The sequence below is a fragment of the Pantoea sp. BL1 genome (assembly GCF_000963985.1).
Lineage (GTDB): Bacteria > Pseudomonadota > Gammaproteobacteria > Enterobacterales > Enterobacteriaceae > Pantoea > Pantoea rwandensis_B.
In genome coordinates this window covers 116,350-139,925 of record NZ_JZRH01000011.1, presented here as the reverse complement: position 1 = coordinate 139,925, position 23,576 = coordinate 116,350, and the positions used below count along the sequence as shown (strand labels likewise).

Annotated in this window: 18 protein-coding genes and 1 riboswitch; of the genes, 11 read left to right on the top strand and 7 right to left on the bottom strand. The window is 55.8% G+C overall.

What is annotated here, in order from left to right; genetic code table 11:
- Positions 1-182 precede the first annotated feature (182 nt).
- Positions 183-377, top strand: a riboswitch (Lysine riboswitch).
- A gap of 109 nt (positions 378-486) precedes the next feature.
- Both lysC and panS read left to right on the top strand, forming a co-directional pair.
- Positions 487-1,842, top strand: a complete 1,356-nt coding sequence (gene lysC / locus VH86_RS07405) for a lysine-sensitive aspartokinase 3 (protein WP_045832416.1) — start codon at positions 487-489, stop codon at positions 1,840-1,842.
- 290 nt (positions 1,843-2,132) lie between these two features.
- A complete protein-coding gene (gene panS, locus VH86_RS07400) occupies positions 2,133-3,056 on the top strand; it encodes a ketopantoate/pantoate/pantothenate transporter PanS (RefSeq protein ID WP_038643713.1) in 924 nt (307 codons plus the stop codon).
- 42 nt (positions 3,057-3,098) lie between these two features.
- Here panS and VH86_RS07395 read toward each other — a convergent pair whose 3' ends face one another.
- Positions 3,099-3,692: a YhgN family NAAT transporter gene (locus VH86_RS07395; protein WP_034827091.1), complete on the bottom strand. Its 594-nt coding sequence runs from the start codon at positions 3,690-3,692 to the stop codon at positions 3,099-3,101.
- 321 nt (positions 3,693-4,013) lie between these two features.
- On the opposite strand from VH86_RS07395, the gene asd reads away from it, so the two are divergent.
- The 6 genes from asd (at position 4,014) to glgP (ending at position 14,915) form a co-directional block, all read left to right on the top strand.
- Entirely contained in the window at positions 4,014-5,123 is a 1,110-nt protein-coding gene (gene asd / locus VH86_RS07390) for an aspartate-semialdehyde dehydrogenase (RefSeq protein ID WP_045832415.1), read from the top strand.
- A gap of 357 nt (positions 5,124-5,480) precedes the next feature.
- Positions 5,481-7,667, top strand: a complete 2,187-nt coding sequence (gene glgB, locus VH86_RS07385) for a 1,4-alpha-glucan branching enzyme (protein ID WP_045832414.1) — start codon at positions 5,481-5,483, stop codon at positions 7,665-7,667.
- Positions 7,667-9,646 (top strand): glycogen debranching protein GlgX, encoded by a 1,980-nt coding sequence (gene glgX / locus VH86_RS07380; RefSeq protein ID WP_045832413.1) that lies wholly within the window; start codon positions 7,667-7,669, stop codon positions 9,644-9,646. The genes glgB and glgX overlap by 1 nt, the downstream gene beginning before the upstream one ends.
- Before the next feature lie 10 nt (positions 9,647-9,656).
- Complete coding sequence (glgC, locus tag VH86_RS07375; protein ID WP_045815762.1) at positions 9,657-10,940, top strand: glucose-1-phosphate adenylyltransferase; 1,284 nt, start codon at positions 9,657-9,659, stop codon at positions 10,938-10,940.
- Between the two features lie 72 nt (positions 10,941-11,012).
- The gene (gene glgA / locus VH86_RS07370) at positions 11,013-12,446 is read left to right on the top strand and encodes a glycogen synthase GlgA (protein WP_038643704.1); all 1,434 of its coding nucleotides are present in this window, start codon (positions 11,013-11,015) and stop codon (positions 12,444-12,446) included.
- Positions 12,447-12,467: 21 nt separating this feature from the next.
- Complete coding sequence (glgP, locus tag VH86_RS07365) at positions 12,468-14,915, top strand: glycogen phosphorylase (RefSeq protein WP_045832412.1); 2,448 nt, start codon at positions 12,468-12,470, stop codon at positions 14,913-14,915.
- A gap of 319 nt (positions 14,916-15,234) precedes the next feature.
- Here glgP and VH86_RS07360 read toward each other — a convergent pair whose 3' ends face one another.
- Together VH86_RS07360 and VH86_RS07355 are read right to left on the bottom strand one after the other, a co-directional pair.
- Positions 15,235-15,792 carry a DcrB family lipoprotein gene (locus tag VH86_RS07360; RefSeq protein WP_045832411.1) on the bottom strand — a complete coding sequence of 186 codons (558 nt, stop codon included), beginning with the start codon at positions 15,790-15,792 and terminating at the stop codon, positions 15,235-15,237.
- A 239-nt stretch (positions 15,793-16,031) separates the two neighbouring features.
- On the bottom strand, positions 16,032-16,697 hold the full coding sequence (locus tag VH86_RS07355; RefSeq protein ID WP_045832410.1) for a 7-cyano-7-deazaguanine/7-aminomethyl-7-deazaguanine transporter: 666 nt from the start codon (positions 16,695-16,697) through the stop codon (positions 16,032-16,034).
- A gap of 307 nt (positions 16,698-17,004) precedes the next feature.
- On the opposite strand from VH86_RS07355, the gene tusA reads away from it, so the two are divergent.
- Positions 17,005-17,253 (top strand): sulfurtransferase TusA, encoded by a 249-nt coding sequence (gene tusA / locus VH86_RS07350; protein ID WP_034827082.1) that lies wholly within the window; start codon positions 17,005-17,007, stop codon positions 17,251-17,253.
- Here the strand turns inward: tusA and VH86_RS07345 are convergent.
- Together VH86_RS07345 and VH86_RS07340 are read right to left on the bottom strand one after the other, a co-directional pair.
- Entirely contained in the window at positions 17,250-19,526 is a 2,277-nt protein-coding gene (locus VH86_RS07345; protein WP_045832409.1) for a zinc/cadmium/mercury/lead-transporting ATPase, read from the bottom strand. The two genes, tusA and VH86_RS07345, sit on opposite strands and share 4 nt — an antisense overlap.
- Positions 19,527-19,618: 92 nt before the next feature.
- Positions 19,619-20,248, bottom strand: coding sequence for a lysoplasmalogenase (locus tag VH86_RS07340; protein WP_038643698.1), 630 nt, complete (start codon positions 20,246-20,248; stop codon positions 19,619-19,621).
- Positions 20,249-20,410: 162 nt separating this feature from the next.
- On the opposite strand from VH86_RS07340, the gene VH86_RS07335 reads away from it, so the two are divergent.
- Positions 20,411-20,767 (top strand): DUF2500 domain-containing protein, encoded by a 357-nt coding sequence (locus VH86_RS07335; RefSeq protein WP_038643696.1) that lies wholly within the window; start codon positions 20,411-20,413, stop codon positions 20,765-20,767.
- A 27-nt stretch (positions 20,768-20,794) separates the two neighbouring features.
- On the opposite strand, the gene VH86_RS07330 is transcribed toward VH86_RS07335, so the two are convergent.
- Together VH86_RS07330 and rsmD are read right to left on the bottom strand one after the other, a co-directional pair.
- On the bottom strand, positions 20,795-21,064 hold the full coding sequence (locus VH86_RS07330) for a DUF1145 family protein (protein ID WP_034827067.1): 270 nt from the start codon (positions 21,062-21,064) through the stop codon (positions 20,795-20,797).
- Entirely contained in the window at positions 21,054-21,653 is a 600-nt protein-coding gene (gene rsmD / locus VH86_RS07325; RefSeq protein ID WP_045832408.1) for a 16S rRNA (guanine(966)-N(2))-methyltransferase, read from the bottom strand. Before rsmD ends, VH86_RS07330 begins: the two co-directional genes overlap by 11 nt.
- A 230-nt stretch (positions 21,654-21,883) precedes the next feature.
- Here rsmD and ftsY point away from each other — a divergent pair, with 230 nt between their 5' ends.
- Positions 21,884-23,572: a signal recognition particle-docking protein FtsY gene (gene ftsY / locus VH86_RS07320; protein ID WP_045832407.1), complete on the top strand. Its 1,689-nt coding sequence runs from the start codon at positions 21,884-21,886 to the stop codon at positions 23,570-23,572.
- Positions 23,573-23,576: the final 4 nt, after the last annotated feature.

Below are 23,576 nucleotides of genomic sequence, written 5' to 3'. Positions count from 1 at the left end.
GTGCCGCATCAGCAAAAAGCCGCGTTTTTGCGCGCCGTTGACTACTTTAGGCGGGTGCTAGCGCCAGCGTTTGTTCTGCGATGCGCTGGCGTAATGCTAAAAAAGAATTTTCAACGTGTTGCAAGGCTGGACAGCGGAAGAATTAATCAGTATTTTGTGCCCGCGACTTGCACCTTTGGGTGCAAGCCAGAAGAGGCGCGTCGCCCAGGCAGTGTGTTTGAGGATCCGTATCCAACGACAACACATCATGGGGTGCGACGCCGAGATGGAACAACACGCGGAGTGTTGTCCTGTCGGCTGCAGGGGCTGAATCCTCTGGGTTGTCACCAGAAGCGTCCGCAGTCGGACGTTTCGCAAGGTGAAGTGCTTTTGGTGACTCATCTCCTGATCTTGTCTGTCCAATTCTGCTCTTCTCTTGTGCCAAGGCTGAAATCACCGCTTCCGTTTAACAACGGGAGAAAGCTAATCTGACACGAGGTTCGTTACATGTCTCAAAATCTGATCGTGGCGAAATTTGGCGGCACCAGCGTTGCCGATTTTGATGCCATGAACCGCAGCGCGGATGTTGTGCTCTCCGATGCCAACACCCGTTTAGTGGTGCTCTCTGCGTCTGCTGGCGTGACTAATCTGCTGGTTTCTCTGGCTGAAGGCCGGGAACTGGAGCAGCGCGCGCACCTGCTGGACGAAATTCGCAATATTCAATACGCCATCATTGATCGCCTGCAATCCCCTGATGTGATTCGCCAGGAGATTGATCGCATGCTGGAAAATATCCTGATGCTGGCGGAAGCCACTGCGCTGGCGACATCACATGCGCTGACCGATGAGCTGGTGAGCCACGGTGAGCTGATGTCGACCCTGCTGTTTGTGGAGGTCCTGCGTGAGCGTCAGGTCAATGCCGAATGGTTTGACGTGCGTAAAGTGATGCGTACCAGCGACCGTTTCGGTCGTGCTGAGCCTGATGTTGCCACGCTGAAAGAGCTGTCCACCGCGCAACTGGCTCCACGTGTTGCAGAAGCGCTGGTCATTACTCAGGGCTTTATTGGTAGCGAAGGCAAAGGGCGCACCACCACGCTGGGACGAGGCGGCAGCGACTATACCGCAGCACTGTTAGGGGAAGCCCTGCAGGCGTCGCGTGTGGATATCTGGACCGACGTGGCCGGTATCTACACCACCGACCCACGCGTGGTGCCCACCGCGAAACGCATCGAAGAGATCACCTTCGAGGAAGCGGCTGAAATGGCGATTTTCGGCGCGAAAGTGTTGCATCCGGCGACCTTACTGCCTGCGGTGCGCAGTGACATTCCGGTGTTCGTGGGTTCAAGTAAAGATCCCGCTGCGGGTGGCACGCGCGTGTGCAATGAAACCCAGAATCCGCCGCTGTTCCGTGCGCTGGCGCTGCGTCGTAAACAGACGCTAATGACGCTGCATAGCCTGAACATGCTGCACGCGCACGGCTTCCTGGCCGAAGTGTTTGCGATTCTGGCCCGCCATAACATCTCTGTCGATCTGGTCACCACTTCAGAAGTGAGCGTGGCGCTGACGCTGGATACCACCGGTTCTTCGACCACCGGTGAAAGCTTGTTGACGCAAGCCCTGCTGACTGAGCTCTCTTCACTGTGCCGCGTGGAAGTGGAAGAGAACCTGGCGCTGGTGGCCATTATCGGCAATAACCTGTCGAAAGCCTGCGGCGTCGGCAAAGAGGTGTTTGGTGCCCTTGAGCCGTTTAACCTGCGCATGATCTGTTATGGAGCCAGCAGCTATAACCTGTGCTTCCTGGTACCAACGCCAGACGCAGAAGAAGTGGTGCGTGCGCTGCATAAGAATCTTTTTGGTTCTTAAGGCAAATTTTTAGCGCAATCCATCAAGCCGGACCTGGTCCGGCTTTTTTATTTTTGCGACTGGCAACAGGCGTGTGATATCTCGTTCACTGCCCTAAAAGTAGCGGATATCTTCGCTGTTTACCCGGATTTGCCGCAGACGATCCGCATTTTATTCTGCCAGCGACTTCCCGCCTTACGTCACGATAATGAAATGTTATGATCCCGCGTCCGTCGCTGTGGTCGTTCCCCGCGCGGCACTTCATCTGTGGCATATGAAATAAATTAAAAAATATCTAAGGAAGTCTCCCCATGCTCGCCAAATTAACCCGCCTGTTCCCGCTCTGGGCCGTGCTGCTGTCGGTCGCGGCGTATTACTCACCCTCGACGTTCCTCGGCATTGGGCCGTGGGTGACTTATCTGCTGATGCTGATCATGTTCGGCATGGGCGTCACTCTGAATATTGATGATTTCAAACGTGTACTGACGCGTCCGGCACCGGTTATCGCCGGCACTTTTTTGCACTATCTGGTGATGCCACTCGCCGCCTGGGGCCTGGCAAAACTGTTCCATATGCCGCCGGATCTCTCGGCTGGGATGATTCTGGTAGGCAGCGTGGCCAGCGGCACCGCGTCCAACGTGATGATCTATCTGGCGAAGGGCGATGTGGCCCTGTCCGTGACCATCTCTTCAGTGTCTGCGCTGGTGGGTGTTTTCGCCACGCCACTGCTGACGCGCTTCTATGTCGATACTCACATTCAAGTTGATGTGATCGGCATGCTGCTCAGCATCGTTAAAATCGTGGTCATCCCGATTGGTCTGGGTCTGATCATCCACCACTCGATGAACAGCGTGGTGCGCCGTGTTGAGCCGTATCTGCCGGCATTTTCCATGGTCTGTATTCTGCTGATTATCAGCGCAGTGGTAGCGGGTTCTCAGGGCTTTATCGGTTCTGTCGGCCTGGTAGTGATTGCGGCGGTGATCCTGCATAACGCCATCGGCCTGCTGGGCGGTTACTGGGGCGGCAAGCTGTTTGGCTTTGACGAATCTACCTGCCGCACGCTGGCGCTGGAAGTGGGTATGCAGAACTCCGGTCTGGCAGCCACACTGGGCAAACTTTACTTCTCACCGCTGGCCGCGTTGCCGGGCGCACTGTTCTCGGTGTGGCACAATCTGTCAGGTTCACTGCTGGCGGGTTACTGGTCGGGCAAACCGATTGAGAAGAAGCAGAAATAATAATGCGAGCGGGCGACCAATGAGCCGCCCGCTGTCTATTCGCTACAGTTTCAGATAAGCGCGAATCCCATCCAGAAACATCTGTGTTGCCAGCATAATCAAAATCAGTCCCATTAACCGCTCCAGCGCGTTAACGCCTTTGTCACCCAACAGGCGTAAAAACAGTCCTGACATCAGCAGAATGACCACGGTCACGCCCCAGGCAATCAGCAATGCGCCAACCAAATGTGACATCTGATTAGGATATTGATGTGACAGCAGCATCAGCGTGGCTAACAGCGAAGGACCTGCGACCAGCGGAATCGCCAGCGGCACCAGAAACGGCTCTTCACCCGCCGGTAATCCGCTGGTGCTGGTTTCGCCAGAGGGGAAAATCATGCGAATGGCGATGAGGAACAGGATGATACCACCAGAGATCGAGACGGTTTCGGTGCGCAGATTGAGGAACGCCAGAATACGTTCGCCGGTAAACAGGAACAGCAGCATGATGATCAGTGCGATCAGCATTTCACGTATCAGCACCGCACGTCGGCGCTTGGGTTCGAGATGCTTGAGCACCGACATAAAAATCGGCAGGTTGCCCAGCGGGTCCATAATTAACAGCAGCAATATGGTCGCAGATATCATTTCAGTCATAGGTAAAAGCCATCCCTTTTTCCCGTCATTTTTTAAACTGAGGTGCGTTGGCGACGACAGGCTTCCGAAACGCTGACTCGCGTAGCCGTCGAGATACGCCGAATTTCCGCCTGCCCGTACCTCGATTCACTGAGGGGAGTATTAGTTGTACTGCTGAAAAAGTTGGCGCAATCGAATTAATTCACTTGCCAGAAAGCCTGCATTTTGTAGAGTTGGAGGTCGCAGGTAAACCTGATTATTACGCAGATCAACTGGATATTCCGCTTGGTCTTTTCCTCGCACCACGAAGGGCACAGTGAAAACGCCCCGGACGGACAGAAAATGAAGAATGTAGGCTTTATTGGTTGGCGTGGCATGGTCGGCTCTGTGCTGATGTCACGCATGAGTGAAGAACGTGATTTTGATGTGATCAATCCGGTCTTCTTCTCCACGTCTCAGCTTGGTCAGGCGGCACCGACATTCGGCGGCAAGTCGACCGGTGCGCTGCAGGATGCTTTTGATATCGAGGCGCTGAAGGCGCTGGATATTATTATCACCTGTCAGGGCGGTGACTACACCAGTGAAGTCTATCCGAAGCTGCGTGAAAGCGGCTGGCAGGGTTACTGGATTGATGCAGCCTCCACGCTGCGCATGAAAGATGACGCCATCATCATTCTCGATCCGGTTAACCATAATGTGATTCGCCAGGGCCTCGACAACGGTATCAAAACCTTCGTCGGCGGTAACTGCACCGTCAGCCTGATGCTGATGTCACTCGGCGGCCTGTTCGCTAACGATCTGGTGGAGTGGGCGTCTGTTGCCACCTATCAGGCGGCCTCCGGCGGCGGCGCACGCCATATGCGTGAATTGCTGACGCAAATGGGCATGCTGCACAACCACGTGGCCAAATCATTGCAAGATCCGGCCTCGGCGATTCTGGAAATTGAACGCAGCGTCACCGATTTCACCCGTTCTGGCACTTTACCGACCGACAATTTCGGCGTACCGCTGGCGGGCAGCCTGATCCCGTGGATCGACAAGCAACTGGATAATGGCCAGACGCGCGAAGAGTGGAAAGGCCAGGCAGAAACCAACAAAATCCTGCGTACCAGCAGCCCGATCCCGGTTGATGGTCTGTGTGTGCGCGTCGGTGCACTGCGTTGCCACAGCCAGGCATTCACCCTGAAGCTGAAGAAAGATATCCCGCTGAACGAAATCGAACAGCTGCTGGCTTTTCACAACGAGTGGGTGAAAGTGGTGCCAAACGACCGCGAAATCACCCTGCGTGAGCTGACGCCTGCGGCCGTCACCGGCACGCTGACCACGCCAGTTGGCCGACTGCGCAAGCTGAACATGGGGCCGGAATACCTTTCTGCCTTCACCGTGGGTGACCAGTTGCTGTGGGGCGCGGCTGAACCGCTGCGCCGCATGTTGCGTTTGCTGATCGACTAAGCGCAGCGACAAATCAGACAGGCCGGGGTTTCCCGGCCTTTTTTGTAATCCAGGCTGCAAAACTTAACGCAAATTGCGCCTGACAAGTGATCCGCTTCCCCTTTTTGCTCGTCTAACAAGATTTTTTTGCTTTCCCCCCTGGCTTCTGCCAGCCCCAAGCTATGATTTAACAGTGATGTGCCGGTTGTTAACTGTTTTTGCTTTCCGAACTGAATGGTTGTTGTACACGGCTAAGATCTTCTCCCATGGACGGTGTCCTCTCTTGCTGGTGTATGTATGGCTCAATGAAAAGCAGCGCACCAGAGGCGGCATTGTTGTCCACTCCGGTCGCCTGCGCAAAATCATAGGAAGAAAGTCATGTCAGAGCTTCCCGATCGCCATGCGATCAATGCCCTTTTTGCCGGGAATTATGCCGATCCCTTCTCGTTTCTGGGGATGCACCAAACTGTCGAAGGCCTCGAAGTGCGTGCACTGCTGCCTGATGCCTCCGAAGTCTGGGTGATTGAAACCAACACCGGACGCAAATGCGCGCAGCTTAAATGCCTCGATTCGCGCGGCTTCTTCAGCGGGGTGATCCCCCGTCGTAAAAACCTGTTTCGCTATCAACTGGCGGTCACCTGGCACGGCCAGCAAAACCTGATCGACGATGCCTATCGCTTCGGCCCGCTGCTGGCGGAAATGGACGCCTGGCTGCTGGGCGAGGGCACGCATTTGCGGCCCTATGAAACCCTGGGAGCGCATGGCGCAACCATTGATGGTGTCAGTGGCACGCGATTCTCGGTGTGGGCACCCAATGCACGCCGGGTCTCCGTGGTCGGTGAATTCAACTTCTGGGACGGTCGCCGCCATCCCATGCGCTTCCGCCGTGAACTGGGTGTCTGGGAACTGTTTGTGCCGGGTGCCGTGAATGGTCAGCTGTACAAATATGAAATCATTGATGCGTCTGGGCAGATGCGGATCAAAGCCGACCCGTTCGCCTTTGAGGCACAGATGCGCCCGCAGACCGCCTCAATGATCTGTGGCCTGCCGCCAAAAGTAGAGATGCAGCCGCAGCGCAAAGCCGCCAACGCCTTTGATCAGCCGATTTCAATTTACGAAGTGCACCTGGGTTCGTGGCGCCGCCACACCGACAACAATTTTTGGCTGAGCTACAAAGAGCTGGCCGAACAGTTGGTGCCTTACGTCAAAGAGATGGGTTTCACCCACATTGAGCTGTTGCCGATCAACGAACATCCGTTTGATGGCAGCTGGGGCTACCAGCCTCTCGGCATGTATGCGCCGACGCGTCGCTTCGGGACGCGCGACGAGTTCCGCCACTTTATCGCCGCAGCGCACGATGCAGGCCTCAACGTGTTACTCGATTGGGTGCCAGGCCACTTCCCCAGTGATGACTTCGGGTTGGCGAAATTTGATGGCACAGAGCTGTATGAACACAGCGATCCCCGCGAGGGTTACCATCAGGACTGGAACACGCTGATTTATAACTTTGGTCGCCGTGAAGTCAGCAACTATCTCTCCGGTAACGCACTGTACTGGATGGAGCGATTCGGCATTGACGGTTTACGTGTGGATGCGGTGGCTTCCATGATCTATCGCGATTACAGCCGCAAAGAGGGCGAGTGGATCCCTAACCACTTTGGCGGGCGTGAAAATCTTGAAGCGATTTCCTTCCTGCGCCACACCAATCGCACGCTAGGTCGTGCGGCACCGGGCACCATCAGCGTGGCGGAAGAGTCCACCGATTATCCAGGCGTGACACGCCCATCTGAAGATGGCGGTCTCGGCTTCTGGTTCAAATGGAACCTCGGCTGGATGCACGACACGCTCGACTACATGAAGCTCGATCCAGTGCACCGTCGTTATCATCACAATCTGATGACCTTCGGCATGCTCTACAACTACACCGAAAACTTCGTGCTGCCGCTTTCGCACGATGAAGTGGTGCACGGCAAACGTTCGATACTCGATCGCATGCCCGGCGATGCGTGGCAGAAGTTCGCCAACCTGCGTGCTTATTACGGCTGGATGTGGGGCTTTCCGGGCAAAAAGCTGCAGTTTATGGGCAACGAGTTTGCCCAGGGACGTGAGTGGGACCACGATACCAGCCTGGATTGGCATCTGTTGGAAGGGGAAGACAACTGGCACAACGGCGTGCAGCGCTTAGTGCGCGATCTTAACCACAGCTACAAACACTTCACGCCATTACATCAACTGGATTTCGATGCGCAGGGCTTTGAGTGGCTGGTGGTTGATGACCATGAAAACTCGGTATTTGTGTTTGTACGGCGCGATCGCGAAGGCAATGAAATCATCGTTGCCAGTAACTTCACGCCGGTAACGCGTCACGATTATCGCTTTGGCGTCAATCAACAAGGCGGCTGGCGTGAGGTGTTGAACACCGACCAACAGGACTATCACGGCAGTGATACCCGCAATCACGGCATTGTGCACACGGACAATATTGAGAGCCATGGCCGCGCGCAATCGCTTAGCCTGACCTTGCCGCCGCTGGCCACCATTTGGCTGGTGCGGGAGGGCGACTGATGCTGGAGACCGGGCAGCCGACGCCGTTAGGCGCCCATTACGATGGGCGCGGCGTTAACTTCACGTTGTTTTCTCGTCATGCTGAGCAGGTGGAGCTGTGCCTGTTTGATGCGCATGGTGTCGAGCGCCGCTTCTCGCTGCCCGCTCGCAGTGGCGATATCTGGCACGGCTATTTTCCGGCGTTAAAGCCCGGCCAGCGTTATGGCTATCGTGTGTATGGTCCGTGGTCACCTCAACAAGGGCACCGCTTTAACCCCGCCAAACTGCTGGTGGATCCCTGTGCCAAAGCAGTGGTGGGGGATGTGCCGGACGATCCGCGTTTCAACAGTGGCGATCAGCAGCCAGACAGTCAGGATAACGCCGCGATCGCGCCAAAATCCTTGGTCATCAGTGAAGACTTCGATTGGGAGACGGATAAGCCGCTGCGCACGCCCTGGGGCAAGACCGTGATTTATGAAGCCCATGTGCGCGGCTTAACTCAGCAACATCCGGAAATTCCGGAAAGGCTGCGCGGGACTTATGCGGCACTGGGCCATCCTGCTATGGTGAAGTACTTACACCATCTTGGCATTACCGCGCTGGAGCTGCTGCCGATTGCGCACTTCGCCAGCGAGCCGCGTTTGCTACGACTCGGGCTGAGCAATTACTGGGGTTACAACCCGTTCGCGCTGTGGGCGGTGGATCCCCGCTACGCGTCTGGTGAGCAGGGTTTAACGCCTTTGCTGGAGTTTCAGCAGGCAGTCAAAGCGCTGCATGCGGCGGGTATCGAAGTGATCCTCGATGTGGTGTTTAACCACACCGCCGAACTGGAAGAGATTGGCCCCAACATTTCACTGCGCGGCGTGGATAACGCCAGCTATTACTGGCTCGACGCGCAGGGTGAATACCAAAACTGGACCGGCTGCGGCAACACGCTCAATCTCAGCGATCCGCAGGTGATGGAATGGGCATTAGAGGCGCTGCGCTATTGGGTGCGGGACTGCCATATTGATGGCTTCCGCTTTGACCTTGCCAGCGTGCTGGGCCGTACGCCTGACTATCGTCAGGATGCCCCGCTGTTCGCCGCCATCAAAGCTTGTCCGCTGCTGTCACAGGTCAAAGTGATTGCTGAACCGTGGGATATCGGCCCCGGTGGTTATCAGGTGGGCAATTTTCCCGTGGGATTCGCTGAGTGGAACGACCATTTCCGCGATGCCGCGCGCCGTTACTGGCTGCACGGCCAGCTCAATAATGGCGAATTTGCCCGGCGCTTTGCCGCCTCCAGCGATGTGTTCCAGCGAGAGGGGCGCTTACCGCACGCCAGTATCAATCTGATCACCGCGCATGACGGCTTTACGCTGCGCGACGTGGTGAGCTTCAACAACAAACACAATCAGGCCAACGGCGAGGACAATCGCGACGGCAGTAGCAGCAACTTCAGCCATAACCATGGCAAAGAGGGGCTACAGGTCAATTTCGATATTGTCGAACGTCGTCGGCGTAGCGTGCATGCTCTGCTGACCACGCTGCTGCTGGCGCAAGGTACACCGATGCTGCTGGCCGGGGACGAGCGCGGTCACAGCCAGCACGGCAATAATAACGCCTACTGTCAGGATAACCCGCTCACCTGGTTGCACTGGCATCAGGATGATTTTGGACTGGTCGACTTCACTGCCGCGTTAATCCGGCTGCGTCAGCGCATTCCCGCGTTGACGGCAGACCGCTGGTGGCAGGAGGGCGATGGCAATGTGCAGTGGTTCAATGCCAGCGGCAAACCACTGGGAAATGAGGAGTGGGAACAGGGGGCGCACAGAATGCAGATCCTGCTCTCCAGCCGCTGGTTAATAACAATCAACGCCACGGAATCGGTGAGTGACCTTGCCTTACCAGACGGAGAGTGGCGTGCCATTCCTCCTTTCGCCGGGGAAGATAACCCCATCCTGACAACTGTCTGGCACGGGCCCGCACACGGCGTGTGTGTGTTCCTAAAGCAATCATAAGGAGTCAGACATGGTTAAGTTAGATAGAACAGATCCACTGATGCTGGCGCGCCAGCTCCCTACACAAACGGTGGCGTTGATCCTTGCTGGCGGGCGCGGTACGCGTCTGAAAGATCTCACCGCGAAACGCGCCAAACCTGCCGTTCATTTCGGCGGCAAGTTCCGCATCATCGACTTTGCGCTGTCGAATTGTATCAATTCGGGTATTCGGCGCATTGGCGTGATCACCCAATATCAGTCGCATACATTAACGCAGCACATCCAGCGCGGCTGGTCGTTATTCAACGAAGAGATGAATGAATTTGTTGATTTGCTGCCGGCGCAGCAGCGTGCCTCCACCGAGCATTGGTATCGCGGTACTGCCGATGCGGTTTCGCAGAACCTCGACATCATTCGCCGCTATCGCGCGCAATACATCGTGATTCTCGCCGGGGATCATATCTACAAAATGGATTACTCGCGGATGTTGCTCGATCACGCTGAACGCGGCGCGAAGTGCACTATCGCCTGCTTACCCGTGCCGCTCGCCGAAGCCACGGCGTTTGGTGTGATGGCGGTGGATGCGGACAACAACGTGATCGATTTTGTGGAAAAACCGCCGAAACCCCCTTCAATGCCGGGTGATGACACCAAAGCGCTAGCCAGTATGGGCATCTACGTGTTCGACGCGGATTATCTCTACCAACTGTTGGAAGAGGATTTGCTGATCCCCGAATCGACCCATGATTTCGGCAAAGATCTGCTGCCGAAAATTGTCGCCAGCGGTGAGGCGTATGCGCACTCCTTCACCTTATCGTGCGTGCAGAACGATGAAAACGCCGAGCCTTACTGGCGTGACGTCGGAACGCTGGAAGCCTACTGGCGCGCGAATCTCGATCTGGCCTCGGTCACGCCAGAACTGGATATGTACGACCACGACTGGCCAATCCGTACGCATATGGAACCCTTGCCGCCCGCCAAATTTGTGCAGGATCGCTCGGGCAGCCACGGCATGACGATGAATTCACTGGTTTCCGGCGGCTGCATTATCTCCGGTTCGGTGGTGGTGAATTCGGTGCTATTTCCACGCGTGCGTATCAACTCGTTTTGCAATATCGACTCATCGGTGCTGTTACCAGATGTGGTGATCAATCGTTCCTGTCGTCTGCGCCGTTGCGTGATCGATCGCGCCTGCGTGATTCCCGAAGGCATGGTGATTGGTGAAAACCCAGATGAAGACAGCCGCCGTTTTTACCGTTCAGAAGAAGGCATCGTTTTGGTGACGCGCGCCATGCTGGCCAAATTGGCTGGCTGACCACGAAAGCTACGAGCAAGACATACAGGCAATCGCCGCGGGGAACGCGCGATAACACAATAGGGGTCCAGGATGCAGGTTTTACATGTCTGTTCAGAACTTTTCCCGCTGTTAAAAACAGGCGGGTTGGCTGATGTTGTCGGCGCATTGCCTCAGGCTCAAATTGCCGGTGGAACGGATGCGCGGGTACTGATTCCCGCGTATCCGGATCTGCGAAAAGGGATTCCTGATACCGAAATCGTGGCGGAGTTACATACTTTTGCTGGGCCGGTCCGTTTATTATTTGGACAATTTAACGGTGTTGGCATTTATTTAATAGATGCGCCGGGATTGTATGAGCGTCCCGGTAGCCCTTATCACGACACATCGCAGTTTGCCTACGTGGATAACTATCTGCGTTTTGCGCTGCTGGGCTGGATGGGCGCCGAGCTAGCCAGCGGGTTGGATACCTACTGGCAACCCGATGTGGTGCACGCGCATGACTGGCACGCAGGGCTGACCTGCGCCTATATTGCGGCACGAGGTCGCCCGGCGAAAACGGTGTTTACCGTGCACAACCTGGCGTACCAGGGTTTATTCAATGCGCGTCACCTTGATGAGATTCAGCTACCGCGCGCTTTTTTCGACATGCACGGGTTAGAGTTTTTCGGGCAAATTTCGTATCTCAAGGCGGGATTGTTTTATGCCGATCATATTACGGCAGTCAGCCCTACGTATGCTCTGGAAATCACCCGGCCAGAATTTGGTTATGGCATGGAAGCGCTGCTGGAGCAGCGTCTGAAAGAGGGACGGTTAAGTGGCATCCTGAATGGCGTTGACCCGGGTATTTGGGACCCGGCGCACGACCTGCTGCTAACGGCGCGTTACGATCGGGAAACGCTGGAGAGCAAGGCGGAGAACAAGCGCCAATTGCAGATCGCCATGGGCCTGAAGGTGGATGACAAAGTGCCTGTATTTTGTGTCATCAGCCGTTTGACCAAACAGAAAGGGCTGGATCTGGTGCTGGAAGCGTTACCGGGGCTGCTGGCGCAAGGCGGCCAACTGGTGCTGTTGGGCCAGGGCGATGCAGAGTTACAACAAGGTTTCCTCGCTGCGGCGGCGGAACATCCAGGCAGCGTCGGCGTGCAGATCGGTTATCACGAAGCTTTCTCGCACCGTATTGTCGGTGGCGCCGATGTGATTATGGTGCCGAGCCGCTTTGAGCCTTGCGGCTTAACCCAGTTGTACGGTTTGAAATACGGCACATTGCCGTTAGTGCGCCGCACCGGCGGGCTGGCGGATACCGTGCAGGACAGTTCGCTGGAGAACCTCGCTGACGGGGTCGCAAGCGGTTTCAGTTTTGAAGACAGTAACGCCTGGTCGCTGCTTCGCGCGATTCGACGTGCTTTTGTCCTCTGGTCCCGTCCTTCTCTCTGGCGCTACGTTCAGCGGCAGGCGATGGGGATGGATTTTAGTTGGCAGGTGGCCGCACAAGCCTACCGCGATCTTTATCAACGTTTGCTGTAATCAGAGATTGGGATACTGGATATGAATGCACCTTTCACCTATGCCTCACCCACGTTAACGGTTGACGCACTGAAGCACTCAATCGCCTATAAACTGATGTTTACTATTGGTAAAGACCCGTCGATCGCCAATCAGCATGAGTGGCTTAACGCCGCCTTGCTGGCAGTGCGCGATCGTATGGTGGAACGTTGGTTGCGCTCCAGCCGTGCGCAGCTGTCGCAGGATGTGCGTCAGGTTTACTACCTGTCGATGGAGTTCCTGATGGGACGCACGCTGGGCAATGCACTGCTGGCGATGGGCATCTATGACGATCTCAATCAGGCGCTGGACGAGATGGGGCTCGACCTCAGTGAACTGATGGACGAAGAGAACGATCCGGGGCTTGGCAATGGCGGCCTGGGTCGTTTAGCGGCCTGTTTCCTCGACTCGCTCGCCACGCTGGGCTTGCCGGGACGCGGTTATGGCATTCGTTATGACTACGGCATGTTTAAGCAGAACATTGTCGACGGTCAGCAGCGTGAATCTCCGGATTACTGGCTGGAATACGGCAATCCGTGGGAGTTCCAGCGCTTCAATACCCGCTATAAAGTCCGCTTTGGTGGCCGTCTGCAGCATGAAGGCGCGCGCGTACGTTGGCTGGAAACCGAAGAGATTATCGCGGCGGCTTACGATCAAATCATTCCCGGTTTCGACACCGATGCCACCAACACGCTGCGCTTGTGGAGCGCGCAGGCCAGCAATGAGATCAACCTCGGCAAGTTTAACCAGGGTGATTACTTTGCGGCGGTGGAAGATAAAAACCATTCAGAGAACGTATCGCGCGTGCTCTATCCGGATGATTCTACCGATTCTGGTCGTGAACTGCGTTTGCGTCAGGAGTATTTCCTCGTCTCCGCCACAGTGCAGGATATTTTGAGTCGCCACTGGCAAATGCATGAAACCTGGGACAACCTGGCGGATAAAATTGCTATCCATCTCAATGATACCCACCCGGTTTTAGCCATCCCTGAATTGATGCGCCTGTTGATCGACGAGCACAAGTTCAGCTGGGATGACGCTTTTGAGGTCACTTGCCAGGTGTTCTCGTACACCAACCACACGTTGATGAGTGAAGCGCTGGAAACCTGGCCGGTGGACATGTTCGGCAAGATTCTGCCGCGCCATCTCAGCATCGTGTTTGAAATCAATGATTACTTCCTGAAAACCATCCAGGAGTATTATCCGGACGATTGGGATTTGATGTCGCGCATCTCGATCATCGACGAAAACAACGGCCGTAAGGTGCGCATGGCGTGGCTGGCGGTGGTGGTCAGCCACAAGGTGAATGGCGTTTCAGAGCTGCATTCCAATCTGATGGTGCAGTCGCTGTTTGCTGATTTCGCTCGCCTGTTCCCGGGGCGTTTCTGTAATAAAACCAACGGCGTGACGCCGCGTCGCTGGCTGGCGCTGGCCAACCCGGCGCTGTCCGATGTATTGGACGAGACTATTGGTCGCACCTGGCGTACCGATCTCAGTCAATTGAGTGAACTGACGCCGCACATCGATTATCCGGCCTTCATAGAGCAGATTGCCGATGCCAAGTTCGCCAACAAAAAGCGTCTGGCGGATTGGGTGGCGAAGAACATGGATATCGTGCTGGATCCGCATGCGCTGTTCGATGTGCAGATCAAACGCATTCACGAATACAAACGTCAGTTGCTCAATGTGTTACATGTCATCACGCGCTACAACCGCATCAAAGCTGATCCTACTGCGGATTGGGTGCCACGCGTGAATATCTTTGCCGGTAAAGCGGCATCCGCCTATTACGTGGCGAAGCACATCATTCATTTGATCAACGATGTGGCCAATGTGATCAACAACGATCCCCAGGTGAAGAACAAGCTGAAGGTGGTGTTTATTCCCAACTACAGCGTAAGCCTGGCGCAAATCATTATTCCGGCGGCGGATCTCTCTGAGCAAATTTCCACAGCGGGAACCGAGGCATCGGGTACCAGTAACATGAAGTTTGCCCTCAATGGCGCGTTGACCATCGGTACGCTGGATGGTGCGAACGTCGAGATGCGCGAGCATGTTGGTGAGGAGAATATCTTTATCTTCGGCAACACCACGCCGCAGGTCGAGCAGCTGCGCAAGGATGGCTACAACCCGCGTAAATATTATGAGGATGATGCCGAGCTGCACCAGGCGCTGACGCAAATTGCCAGCGGCGCATTCAGTCCGGGTGAGCCAGGTCGCTATCGCAATCTGTTTGATGCGTTGGTGAATTTCGGCGATCACTACCAGCTGCTGGCCGATTATCGCAGCTATGTCGATGCGCAGGATAAGGTGGATACGCTCTATCGCCAGCCGGATGAGTGGCAGCGCCGTGCGGCATTGAATATCGCCAATATGGGCTACTTCTCCGCGGACAGAACGATTCAGGAGTACGCGGACGAGATTTGGCATATTTCGCCGGTGAGGTTGTAAAGCAAGCAGTCTAAAGGGCGGGGGCTAACGCAGTCTGGTATGGGTTTGCGGCTGGCGTCCTCGCGCCGCTGACGCGGTTACTTCGCTTCATTCGTCTGCCTGACGGACCGGCGGGGATGGCACATCGTGTGCCGCCCCGCCTTTCGCCCGCTTCCTGCGGGCTCTCCTGACAGGCTCATTCTGTTAAGCACTGTGGATTGCCAGCCCCTGAGCTATCCCAGCCTGCTCCTTCGCTTCCCTGCGCGTCGTTAACAATAACTATGATCCCAACATCATTTAAACGCAGCCAACGCATCTGCCGTTCGAAGGATGAAGGGGATTACTTCAGAGTGATGCTCTTCACAATGGCATCGGCATCGCTCTGCGCCTGCTGCTGATTATCCGCTGGCAGGGTAATTTGCAGGGTCAGCAGTTTGCCATCTACTTTTGCCAGGATCACGGAAGACCATGACGTCTGGTTGTTGGCCGAAATCACGGTATCCAGCTGCTGAGCAGGTTGATCTTTCAGCGTCACCGCTTTATTGGAAACCACCTGCAACTGCGGATCGCGAGCGCGCTGTTGTTGTTCCAGACGCTGTGACAGGGCATCCAGCGCTTCGTTGGTTGGGTCACCAGCAATCACGATAATGGCGCGCTGACCGGTTTCATCGGCGTACACATGCATATTGGTGGATTCAGAACCGAGCTTGCCGCTCTTATCCGACATGCCCGCAGGCAGAGTGAAGCTCAGCTTGCCGTCCATCAGGTTGACAGTCTGGGCCGACTGGCTGGCGCTGGCACCGTTGCTGCCCGCAGCGGTATCCTCTTTCTTCTGGTCACAGGCCGCAAGACCCAATACCAACAAACCAATACCTGCATATTTCACTAAGTTACGCATTCTTTTCCCTTTTACATGATTCCAGTCGTTCAGGCTTTTAGCCTAAATAATTCAAGCGTCAAAAAGGTCGCCAGCGCGTCTCCCCAGCGCTTACGTGAGTAAGGAAGTGGGAAAACCGCGCGCGGCCAACAGATCAGCCGTTTGAAGTATGACGGCTATCAAAACGGAATCGGCGGTCAAAAGCAACCGCCGGTCTGTCAGGAAATCTTAGCGTGCTGTCGCGTTTCGTCTATGTGCAATTAGCCGAAATTCACCTGGCGTTGAGAAGAGCGTTCAGCCAGACGCTTCAGCAGGCTGTTCAGCAGCACACCGTAAGCGGGCAGGAAGAAAATCATGCAGATCAGCACTTTGAAGCTGTAATCCACCAGTGCGATCTCCACCCAATGCGCGGCCATGAACGGGTCTGGACTCTTGTAGAAGGCGATGAAAAAGAAGGCCAGCGTATCGCTGATATTACCGAGGAACATGGCCGCTGCAGGGGCGATCCACCACTGCGGTAAACGACGCAAACGGTTAAAAACGTGGACATCCAGAATTTGGCCCAGCGCATAGGCCATAAAGCTGGCACTGGCGATACGTGCGACAAACAGATTCACCTGTTCCAGCGATGCCCAGCCTTGCCATTCGCCCTGATAGAACACGCAGGACACCACGTAAGAGATAAACAGCGCCGGGATCATCACCGCCAAAATAATACGACGGGCTAAGGGCGCGCCAAAGATGCGCACGGTGAGATCGGTAGCAAGGAAAATAAACGGAAAGCTAAAGGCACCCCAGGTGGTGTGGAAGCCGAAGATGGAAACCGGCAGCTGTACCAAATAGTTACTGGAAGTGATCACCAGCAAATGGAATAGCGATAGCCAAAACAGCGCATGCATGCGCTGACGTGCAGAGAAATTAATCATGTAAGACCTTTTTAGTAATGGGGTGAGGGAACCCAACAATCCTCTTCATCCTTCGCGTTGTAGCGGCGTTGGCTGCGTTCGCGTACCTCAGTCACTGACTTGTGTAAGTTCCCGGGGATACACGCTCTTGCCGCCTTACTACAGCGGGAATTATTTCGAGGATTGAGCAATGTGGTAAAAAAACGGCGGCGATCTTAGCGCGTTGCGCAATTAATGCAATGGTTAATTTTAACGCAATCGTTATCGCCTTGCGCTGTGCATTTAGCGCGCTAGAATGAGCGCCCATCTTGAATGAAGACAGAGAATCATGAGCGATCCCTTTTCTGCGCCGGACCACAAGCTTGATGCACTTGGCCTGCGCTGCCCGGAGCCGGTGATGATGGTGCGTAAAACCGTGCGCACCATGCAGGCGGGCGAAACCTTACTGATCATTGCCGACGATCCGGCCACCACGCGTGATATTCCCGGTTTTTGCCGCTTTATGGAACATCAGTTGCTGGCACAGCAGACGGAAACGCTGCCGTACCAGTATCTGATCCAGAAAGGCACGGCTTAACGCTGTCGCAGTAATCGCAAGGCGTTGGCTGTGACCAACGCTGTCGCACCTGAATCGGCCAGCACCGCCAGCCACAAACCGGTGAAACCGAGCAGTGTAGTGATCAGGAAAATGCCTTTCAGCCCCAGCGCTATCGCGATGTTTTGACGGACAATGGCACGCGTGCGACGGGCCAGCGCCACGGTACGCGGCAGAATCGCCAGGCGGTTTTGCGTCAGCGCGGCGTCGGCGGCTTCCAGCGCGACATCGGTGCCGCTGCCCATGGCAATGCCGAGGGTGGCGGCTTTCATCGCCGGAGCGTCGTTAATACCATCGCCCACCATGGCCAGCGGCTGCTGCTGCTCCAGTTTACGCACCATCTCCACTTTATCGGCAGGCAACAAGCCGGCGCGATAATCGATGTTGAGTTGCGCCGCCATCGCCGCTGCCGCACGGGGGTTATCGCCAGTCAGCATCAGGCTATTAATGCCCAGCGCTTGCAACTGTGCCAGCGCCGTGACGGCTTCCTCGCGTAGCTGATCCTGCAACGCCAGGGTGCCGAGCACCGTCTCATCCTGCAACAGCACCACAACGGTTTTACCTTGCGCTTCTCGTTGCGCGATCGCCTGCTGCTGGTCGACGGTGAGTGTGGAGATATCGCGCGGTGCCAGCAGCTGAAACGTCACGTCATCAATCTGCGCACGGATGCCGCTGCCAGCCAGCGTTTGCTGCTGCCGGGCGCGCGGTAGCTTGAGCTGGCGTTTTTCTGCCTCGCGCACGATGGCGATCGCCAATGGATGGCTGGAACCTTGCTCCACGGCCGCTGCCATCCGCAACATCTCGTGTTCATCCATCGCACTGAAGGAATCGACCTCGGTCACCTGCGGTTTACCGAGGGTGAGGGTGCCGGTTTTATCGAATGCCATGGTCTGGATACGGCTAAGACGTTCCAGCGCGGCTCCGCCTTTGATCAGGGCGCCCTGACGCGCGGCCGCCGCTAAGCCAGAGGTGATCGCTGCGGGTGTTGAAATCACCAGCGCACAAGGGCAGCCAATCAACAGCAGCGTCAGGCCCTTATAAATCCACGGCAACCACGCGGCCCCCGCTAACAGTGGCGGCAGCACCATCACTAACAGCGCCAGCAGCATAATGGCAGGCGTATAAATGCGGCTGAAGCGATCAATAAAGCGCTCAACCGGCGCACGGTGGCTTTCAGCTTCTTCGATAAGCTGCAGGATGCGGTCAATCGCGCTCTGGCCAGGTTGGGAGATCACTTTCAGCGTGACCAGACGATCGACGCTGGTGGCGCCAGCCATCACCGTTTCGCCCGGCTGACGCGCAACCGGCACGGATTCGCCTGTCAGCGCACTTTCATCAAAACTGGCGCTCTGGTTCAGCAGCTCGCCATCGGCCGGCAAACGACCGCCAGCCGCGACTTCAATCGTATCGCCAGGGTGCAAGTCAGCCAGCGCCACCTGCTCACGCTGCGTGCCTGTCAAACGCGTAGCGGTATCGGGGCGCAGTGCCATTAACGCCGTCACACCGCGACGTGCGCGAGAAGCTGCAAATGACTCCAGCCGTTCGCCCAACTGGAACAGCAGCAGCACCATGGCGGCTTCGGCATGTGCGCCAATCACCAACGCACCGGTGGCGGCAAGGGTCATCAGGGTTTCGATACTGAAGGGTGAACCGCCTCGCAGCAGTTTCCACGCGCTGAATGCAATCGGAGCCAGGCCGATCAGCGTGGTCATTACAAACAGGCGATCGCCCCATACCGGAGAAACCTGGCTCAGCAGCCAACTGGCAAGCATCAGCAGCGCCAGTAACAGCAAACCGGCATTTTCCTGCCAGCGGCGTTGCGGTGCGGGCTGAGATTGCGGATCGTTTGCGGTCAGGGTAAAGCCGACATTTTTTACCGCTTGTTCGATGGCCGGGCGGATATCCTGGTCGGCATCCACTAGCAGTTTTTCACTGGCAAAAATCACGCGAGCAGTGCGTACTTGTGCCAGCTGTTGCACGGCACTTTCAATTTTTCGCGCGCAGCTGGGGCAGTCCATTCCAGCAATCTGCCAGCGGAATTGATGGGCGCTGAGCGTGGGCCTGTCGCTTTCGGCGTCGCTTTCGCCACCGGGACTGCCGCTCTCGTTGTCGCAGCAACCGCAACCACTTTCTGGTGTGGCGGGAAGGGCGGCTGAGATTTTCAGCGTCGTGGGTGAAACGCTGCGAATGGCGCACAGCGGCTGGGTTTTGCTGTGGGATTTTCCACAACGGCATGAATGAGAATGGGCGTGCATAGAGCCTCCGGGATCAATGCGGGCCACTGCCCGCATCCCGAATGCTACACTCTGGAGTCAACTCCAGAGTCAAGCAAAAGGTCATCTTTTCTTCAATACAGCCACAGTGAACGCACAATCATAAAGTGGCCGGCGAAGTAGCAAGCGGCAACAATGGCGCTATCGGCACTGAAGCGGCGGCGATAATGGGTGATAAACCAGACAATGTTGCCTAACAGCAGCAATCCAGCGCCAACTAACAGTGAGAAGCTGTAATCCGTCGGGCGGAAGAAGTAATTCTCTGCCGCCATCCAGTTCATCACCAGCGTCATCCCAATGAGGGTACAGATCGGCCAGCGCAAATCCTCCAGCTTCGACCAGATAATGCCAATCACCACCACCCCAATCACCAGCAGCGTGACCGGAATCGGCCAGAAGAAACTCATGGTCATGTGGGCAGCAAAGCTGATGGTGTAGAGCAGATGTGACAGGAAGAATGCGCCCAGTGCATAGAGCATTTGCTGGCGAGGCAGTAATGTCAGTGCATCACCGACCAGAGTGGCAACCAGGCCCGCCAGAATCAGATAGTCGGTAGTATTCAGTGTGGGGGCTTGCCATGCCCAGGCGACCAGCAACAGCAAGGTAACGGGTTTGAACAGCCAGCGTTGCCACTGCGGGCCGCGGTATGAAGCATCAACGTACAGCCAACCGGAAAAAAGTACGGCAAGGAAAGACCAAAGCATGTTTTCTCCCTTTTCTGAACGTGCTGTTCAGAGTCATGAATTTTCCCAAAATCGCGATCTCAGTGTAAGTTACCGGCGACGAATGTGACAATCGGTCAACTCTGGTTGTATGCTTTGTCGTCTTTAACTGTTCCGACACTAACGCAAAGTGCGAGAGAAAACATGAGCAAACCACCGCTAATCTTTTTCATCGTTCTGGCGATTATTGCCGTATTGGCGACCCGTCAGTTTATTAAGCAACGCCGTGAAACCGCGGTAAATGATGCTTCACCGATTCGCTCACTTAGCGTTGAAGTGAAAACCAAACGTGAGTTCCCTTCGCCCAATCGCCGTACGCGCCAGCGTGAAGAGATTGTGGCTGAAGATATGAAGTACGAAGCCTGGTTTCATCCACTCAATGGGGCGAGTGATATCAAGGTGGTGGTGAGCGCTAATGACTATCATCATATTGATAAAGGCGCGAGGGGAGAGTTGAAAATGCAGGGTAGCCGCTTTGTCAGTTTCACGCCTGCGCAATAAAACGGGCCGCTGCTGCGGCCCGTATCGTTACATCTTCGGGTAATGCTTCTTCTGCCATGCCAGCAGTTCAAACACACCAAAAAAGAAAATCTTCGCCTGCGTGACGCCACTGAGTTTTGGCGCCTCTTTCGGCTGGGTAGCGCGCAGCAGAACCAGCTGCAAGCCGTGCATGATCACCATGAAGAACAGTGCCACATGCACAAAGTAGCGCAGCGGTGTCGGGAAAGGATGCACCAGATTGAGCAGCAGAAATGCCCAGACGCAAATCATCAGTAATCGTCCCAGATTAAGCCACATCGTGCGTCTCCTGTTGGCGTTGATAAAGGCGATAAGCCACCTGACCGGCAATTTTTTCGCGGTACAAGTCCCAGTTAGCGGGAGCCACTGGCGTGCCGTGCTCCACTTCACTTTCGACGTAAATCAGCGCGTTCTCCGCCAGCCAGCCGTTGTTTTCCAGCAGCGTCAGCGTCTCCAGCAGTAACCCTTTGCGGAAGGGTGGATCAACAAACACCACATCGAACGGCTCTCCGGGTTGGCTCAACCACTGAAGAGTATTGGTCTGCACGACATTGCCTTGCGTCGCACGCAGGGTTTGCAGATTCCGCGACAGCTGTTGGGCGACGGAACGTTCCATCTCAAGCAGCGTAGCAGACGCCGCATAGCGTGACAGTGCTTCCAGCCCGAGCGCACCGCTACCGGCGAAGCAATCAAGACAACGCGCTTCCTGAATATCCGGCGCTAACCAGTTAAACAGGGTTTCACGCACGCGATCAGTGGTCGGGCGCAGACCCGCGCTATCCGGCACCGGTAATTTGCGACCGCGCCACTGTCCGCCAATGATACGAATCTGGCCAGCAGCGCCGCTGCTGCGGGGGGATTTACTCATTTTGCTCACAACTCGTCATAATTTGTTGCGTAGTTTAACGGGCGTGGCAGGCAGAAGAAACGTAAAAAAGGGTGCTGTGGTGCGCTGGCTGGAAAGTGTTAGACTACTGAGTTGATATGGCGCGCGTAATTGCCTGATTTTTACGCCGCTCGCGAACAAAAAATTGAATTTTTTATCCCCTGGGAACAGCGTGCTACCGGGAATAAGCCATCGAGGAGTGTGGTTACACAATGGCAAAAGAGAAAAAACGTGGCTTTTTTTCCTGGCTAGGCTTTGGCAAAGAAGAAGAGAAGCAGCAGCCTGCGGAAGAGCAGCAACCGGCCGAAGCGGCGCAACAGCCGATCGCTGAAGAGAGCGCGTTAGTAAGCGCCGAAGCGCAGGCGGAAGAGACGGTTGCCGTCACTGAGCACGTAGCCGAAGAACAACGGGCACAGCCGGAAGCGGTGGTGTCCGAGCCGATCACGGCAATTGAAGAGGAAGTGCTGCCGGAAGAGGAAGTCCATTCGGATGTGGCGCCTATCGAAGAGGAGCCTCAGGCAGAAGAACTGATTGTTGAAGCGCCTGCTGCGCAGCATGAGCCAGAGATCGAAGAAGCGGTCGTTGAGCCAGTGATTGCGCAGCATGAGCCAGAGATCGAAGACGCGGTCGTTGAGCCAGTGATTGCGCAGCACGAGCCAGAGGTCGAAGCAGCGCCTGCTGAACCCGTGATTGTACATCATGAGCCAGAGATCGAAGAAGCGGTCGTTGAGCCAGTGATTGCGCAGCATGAGCTAGAGATCGAAGAAGCACCTGTTGAACCCGTGATTGCGCAGCACGAGCCAGAGGTCGAAGACGCAGCCGTTGAATCTGAAGACGACGCGTTGAGCGACGAAGAGCTTGAAGCATTGGCGTTGGCCGAAACCTATGCAGAAGACGCTGAAGCCGAAGCGCAGGATACCGTCAGCGATTTACCGCTGGCCGCTGCGCCGCTGGTCACGCAGGAGCAGGATCGTCCGACCAAAGAGGGCTTCTTTGCTCGCCTCAAGCGCAGCCTGGTCAAAACCCGAGAAAACCTCGGTTCTGGTTTTGTTAGCCTGTTCCGCGGCAAAAAAATCGATGATGACCTGTTTGAAGAGCTGGAAGAGCAGCTGCTGATTGCTGATGTGGGTGTGGAGACCACGCGCCGCATCATCACCAATCTGACGCAGCAGGCTAACCGCAAGCAGTTGCGTGATGCTGAAGCACTTTACGGCCTGCTGAAAAGTGAAATGGCCGGCATTCTGGAAAAGGTTGATCAGCCACTGGATGTGGGCGGCAAGGCGCCATTTGTTATCCTGATGGTGGGCGTCAACGGCGTGGGTAAAACCACCACTATCGGTAAGCTGGCGCGTCAATATCAGGCGCAGGGCAAATCAGTGATGTTGGCGGCGGGTGATACCTTCCGTGCAGCAGCCGTGGAACAGCTTCAGGTCTGGGGTCAGCGTAACAACATTCCGGTGGTGGCTCAGCATACGGGTGCTGACTCGGCTTCCGTTATCTTCGACGCCATCCAGGCCGCGAAGTCGCGCAACGTCGATGTATTAATTGCAGATACCGCTGGTCGCCTGCAGAACAAAGCCCATCTGATGGAAGAGCTGAAAAAAATCACCCGCGTGATGAAAAAGTTGGATGAGGATGCACCGCATGAGGTGATGTTGACCCTCGATGCCAGCACCGGGCAAAACGCCGTTAGCCAGGCCAAACTGTTCCATGAAGCGGTGGGACTGACAGGCATCACGCTGACCAAGCTCGACGGCACCGCCAAAGGTGGTGTGATCTTCTCGGTTGCCGATCAGTTTGGCATTCCGATTCGCTATATCGGTGTCGGGGAAGGCATCGAGGATTTACGGCCGTTTAAGGCCGCAGACTTTATTGAGGCACTGTTTGCCCGAGAGGAATGATTGG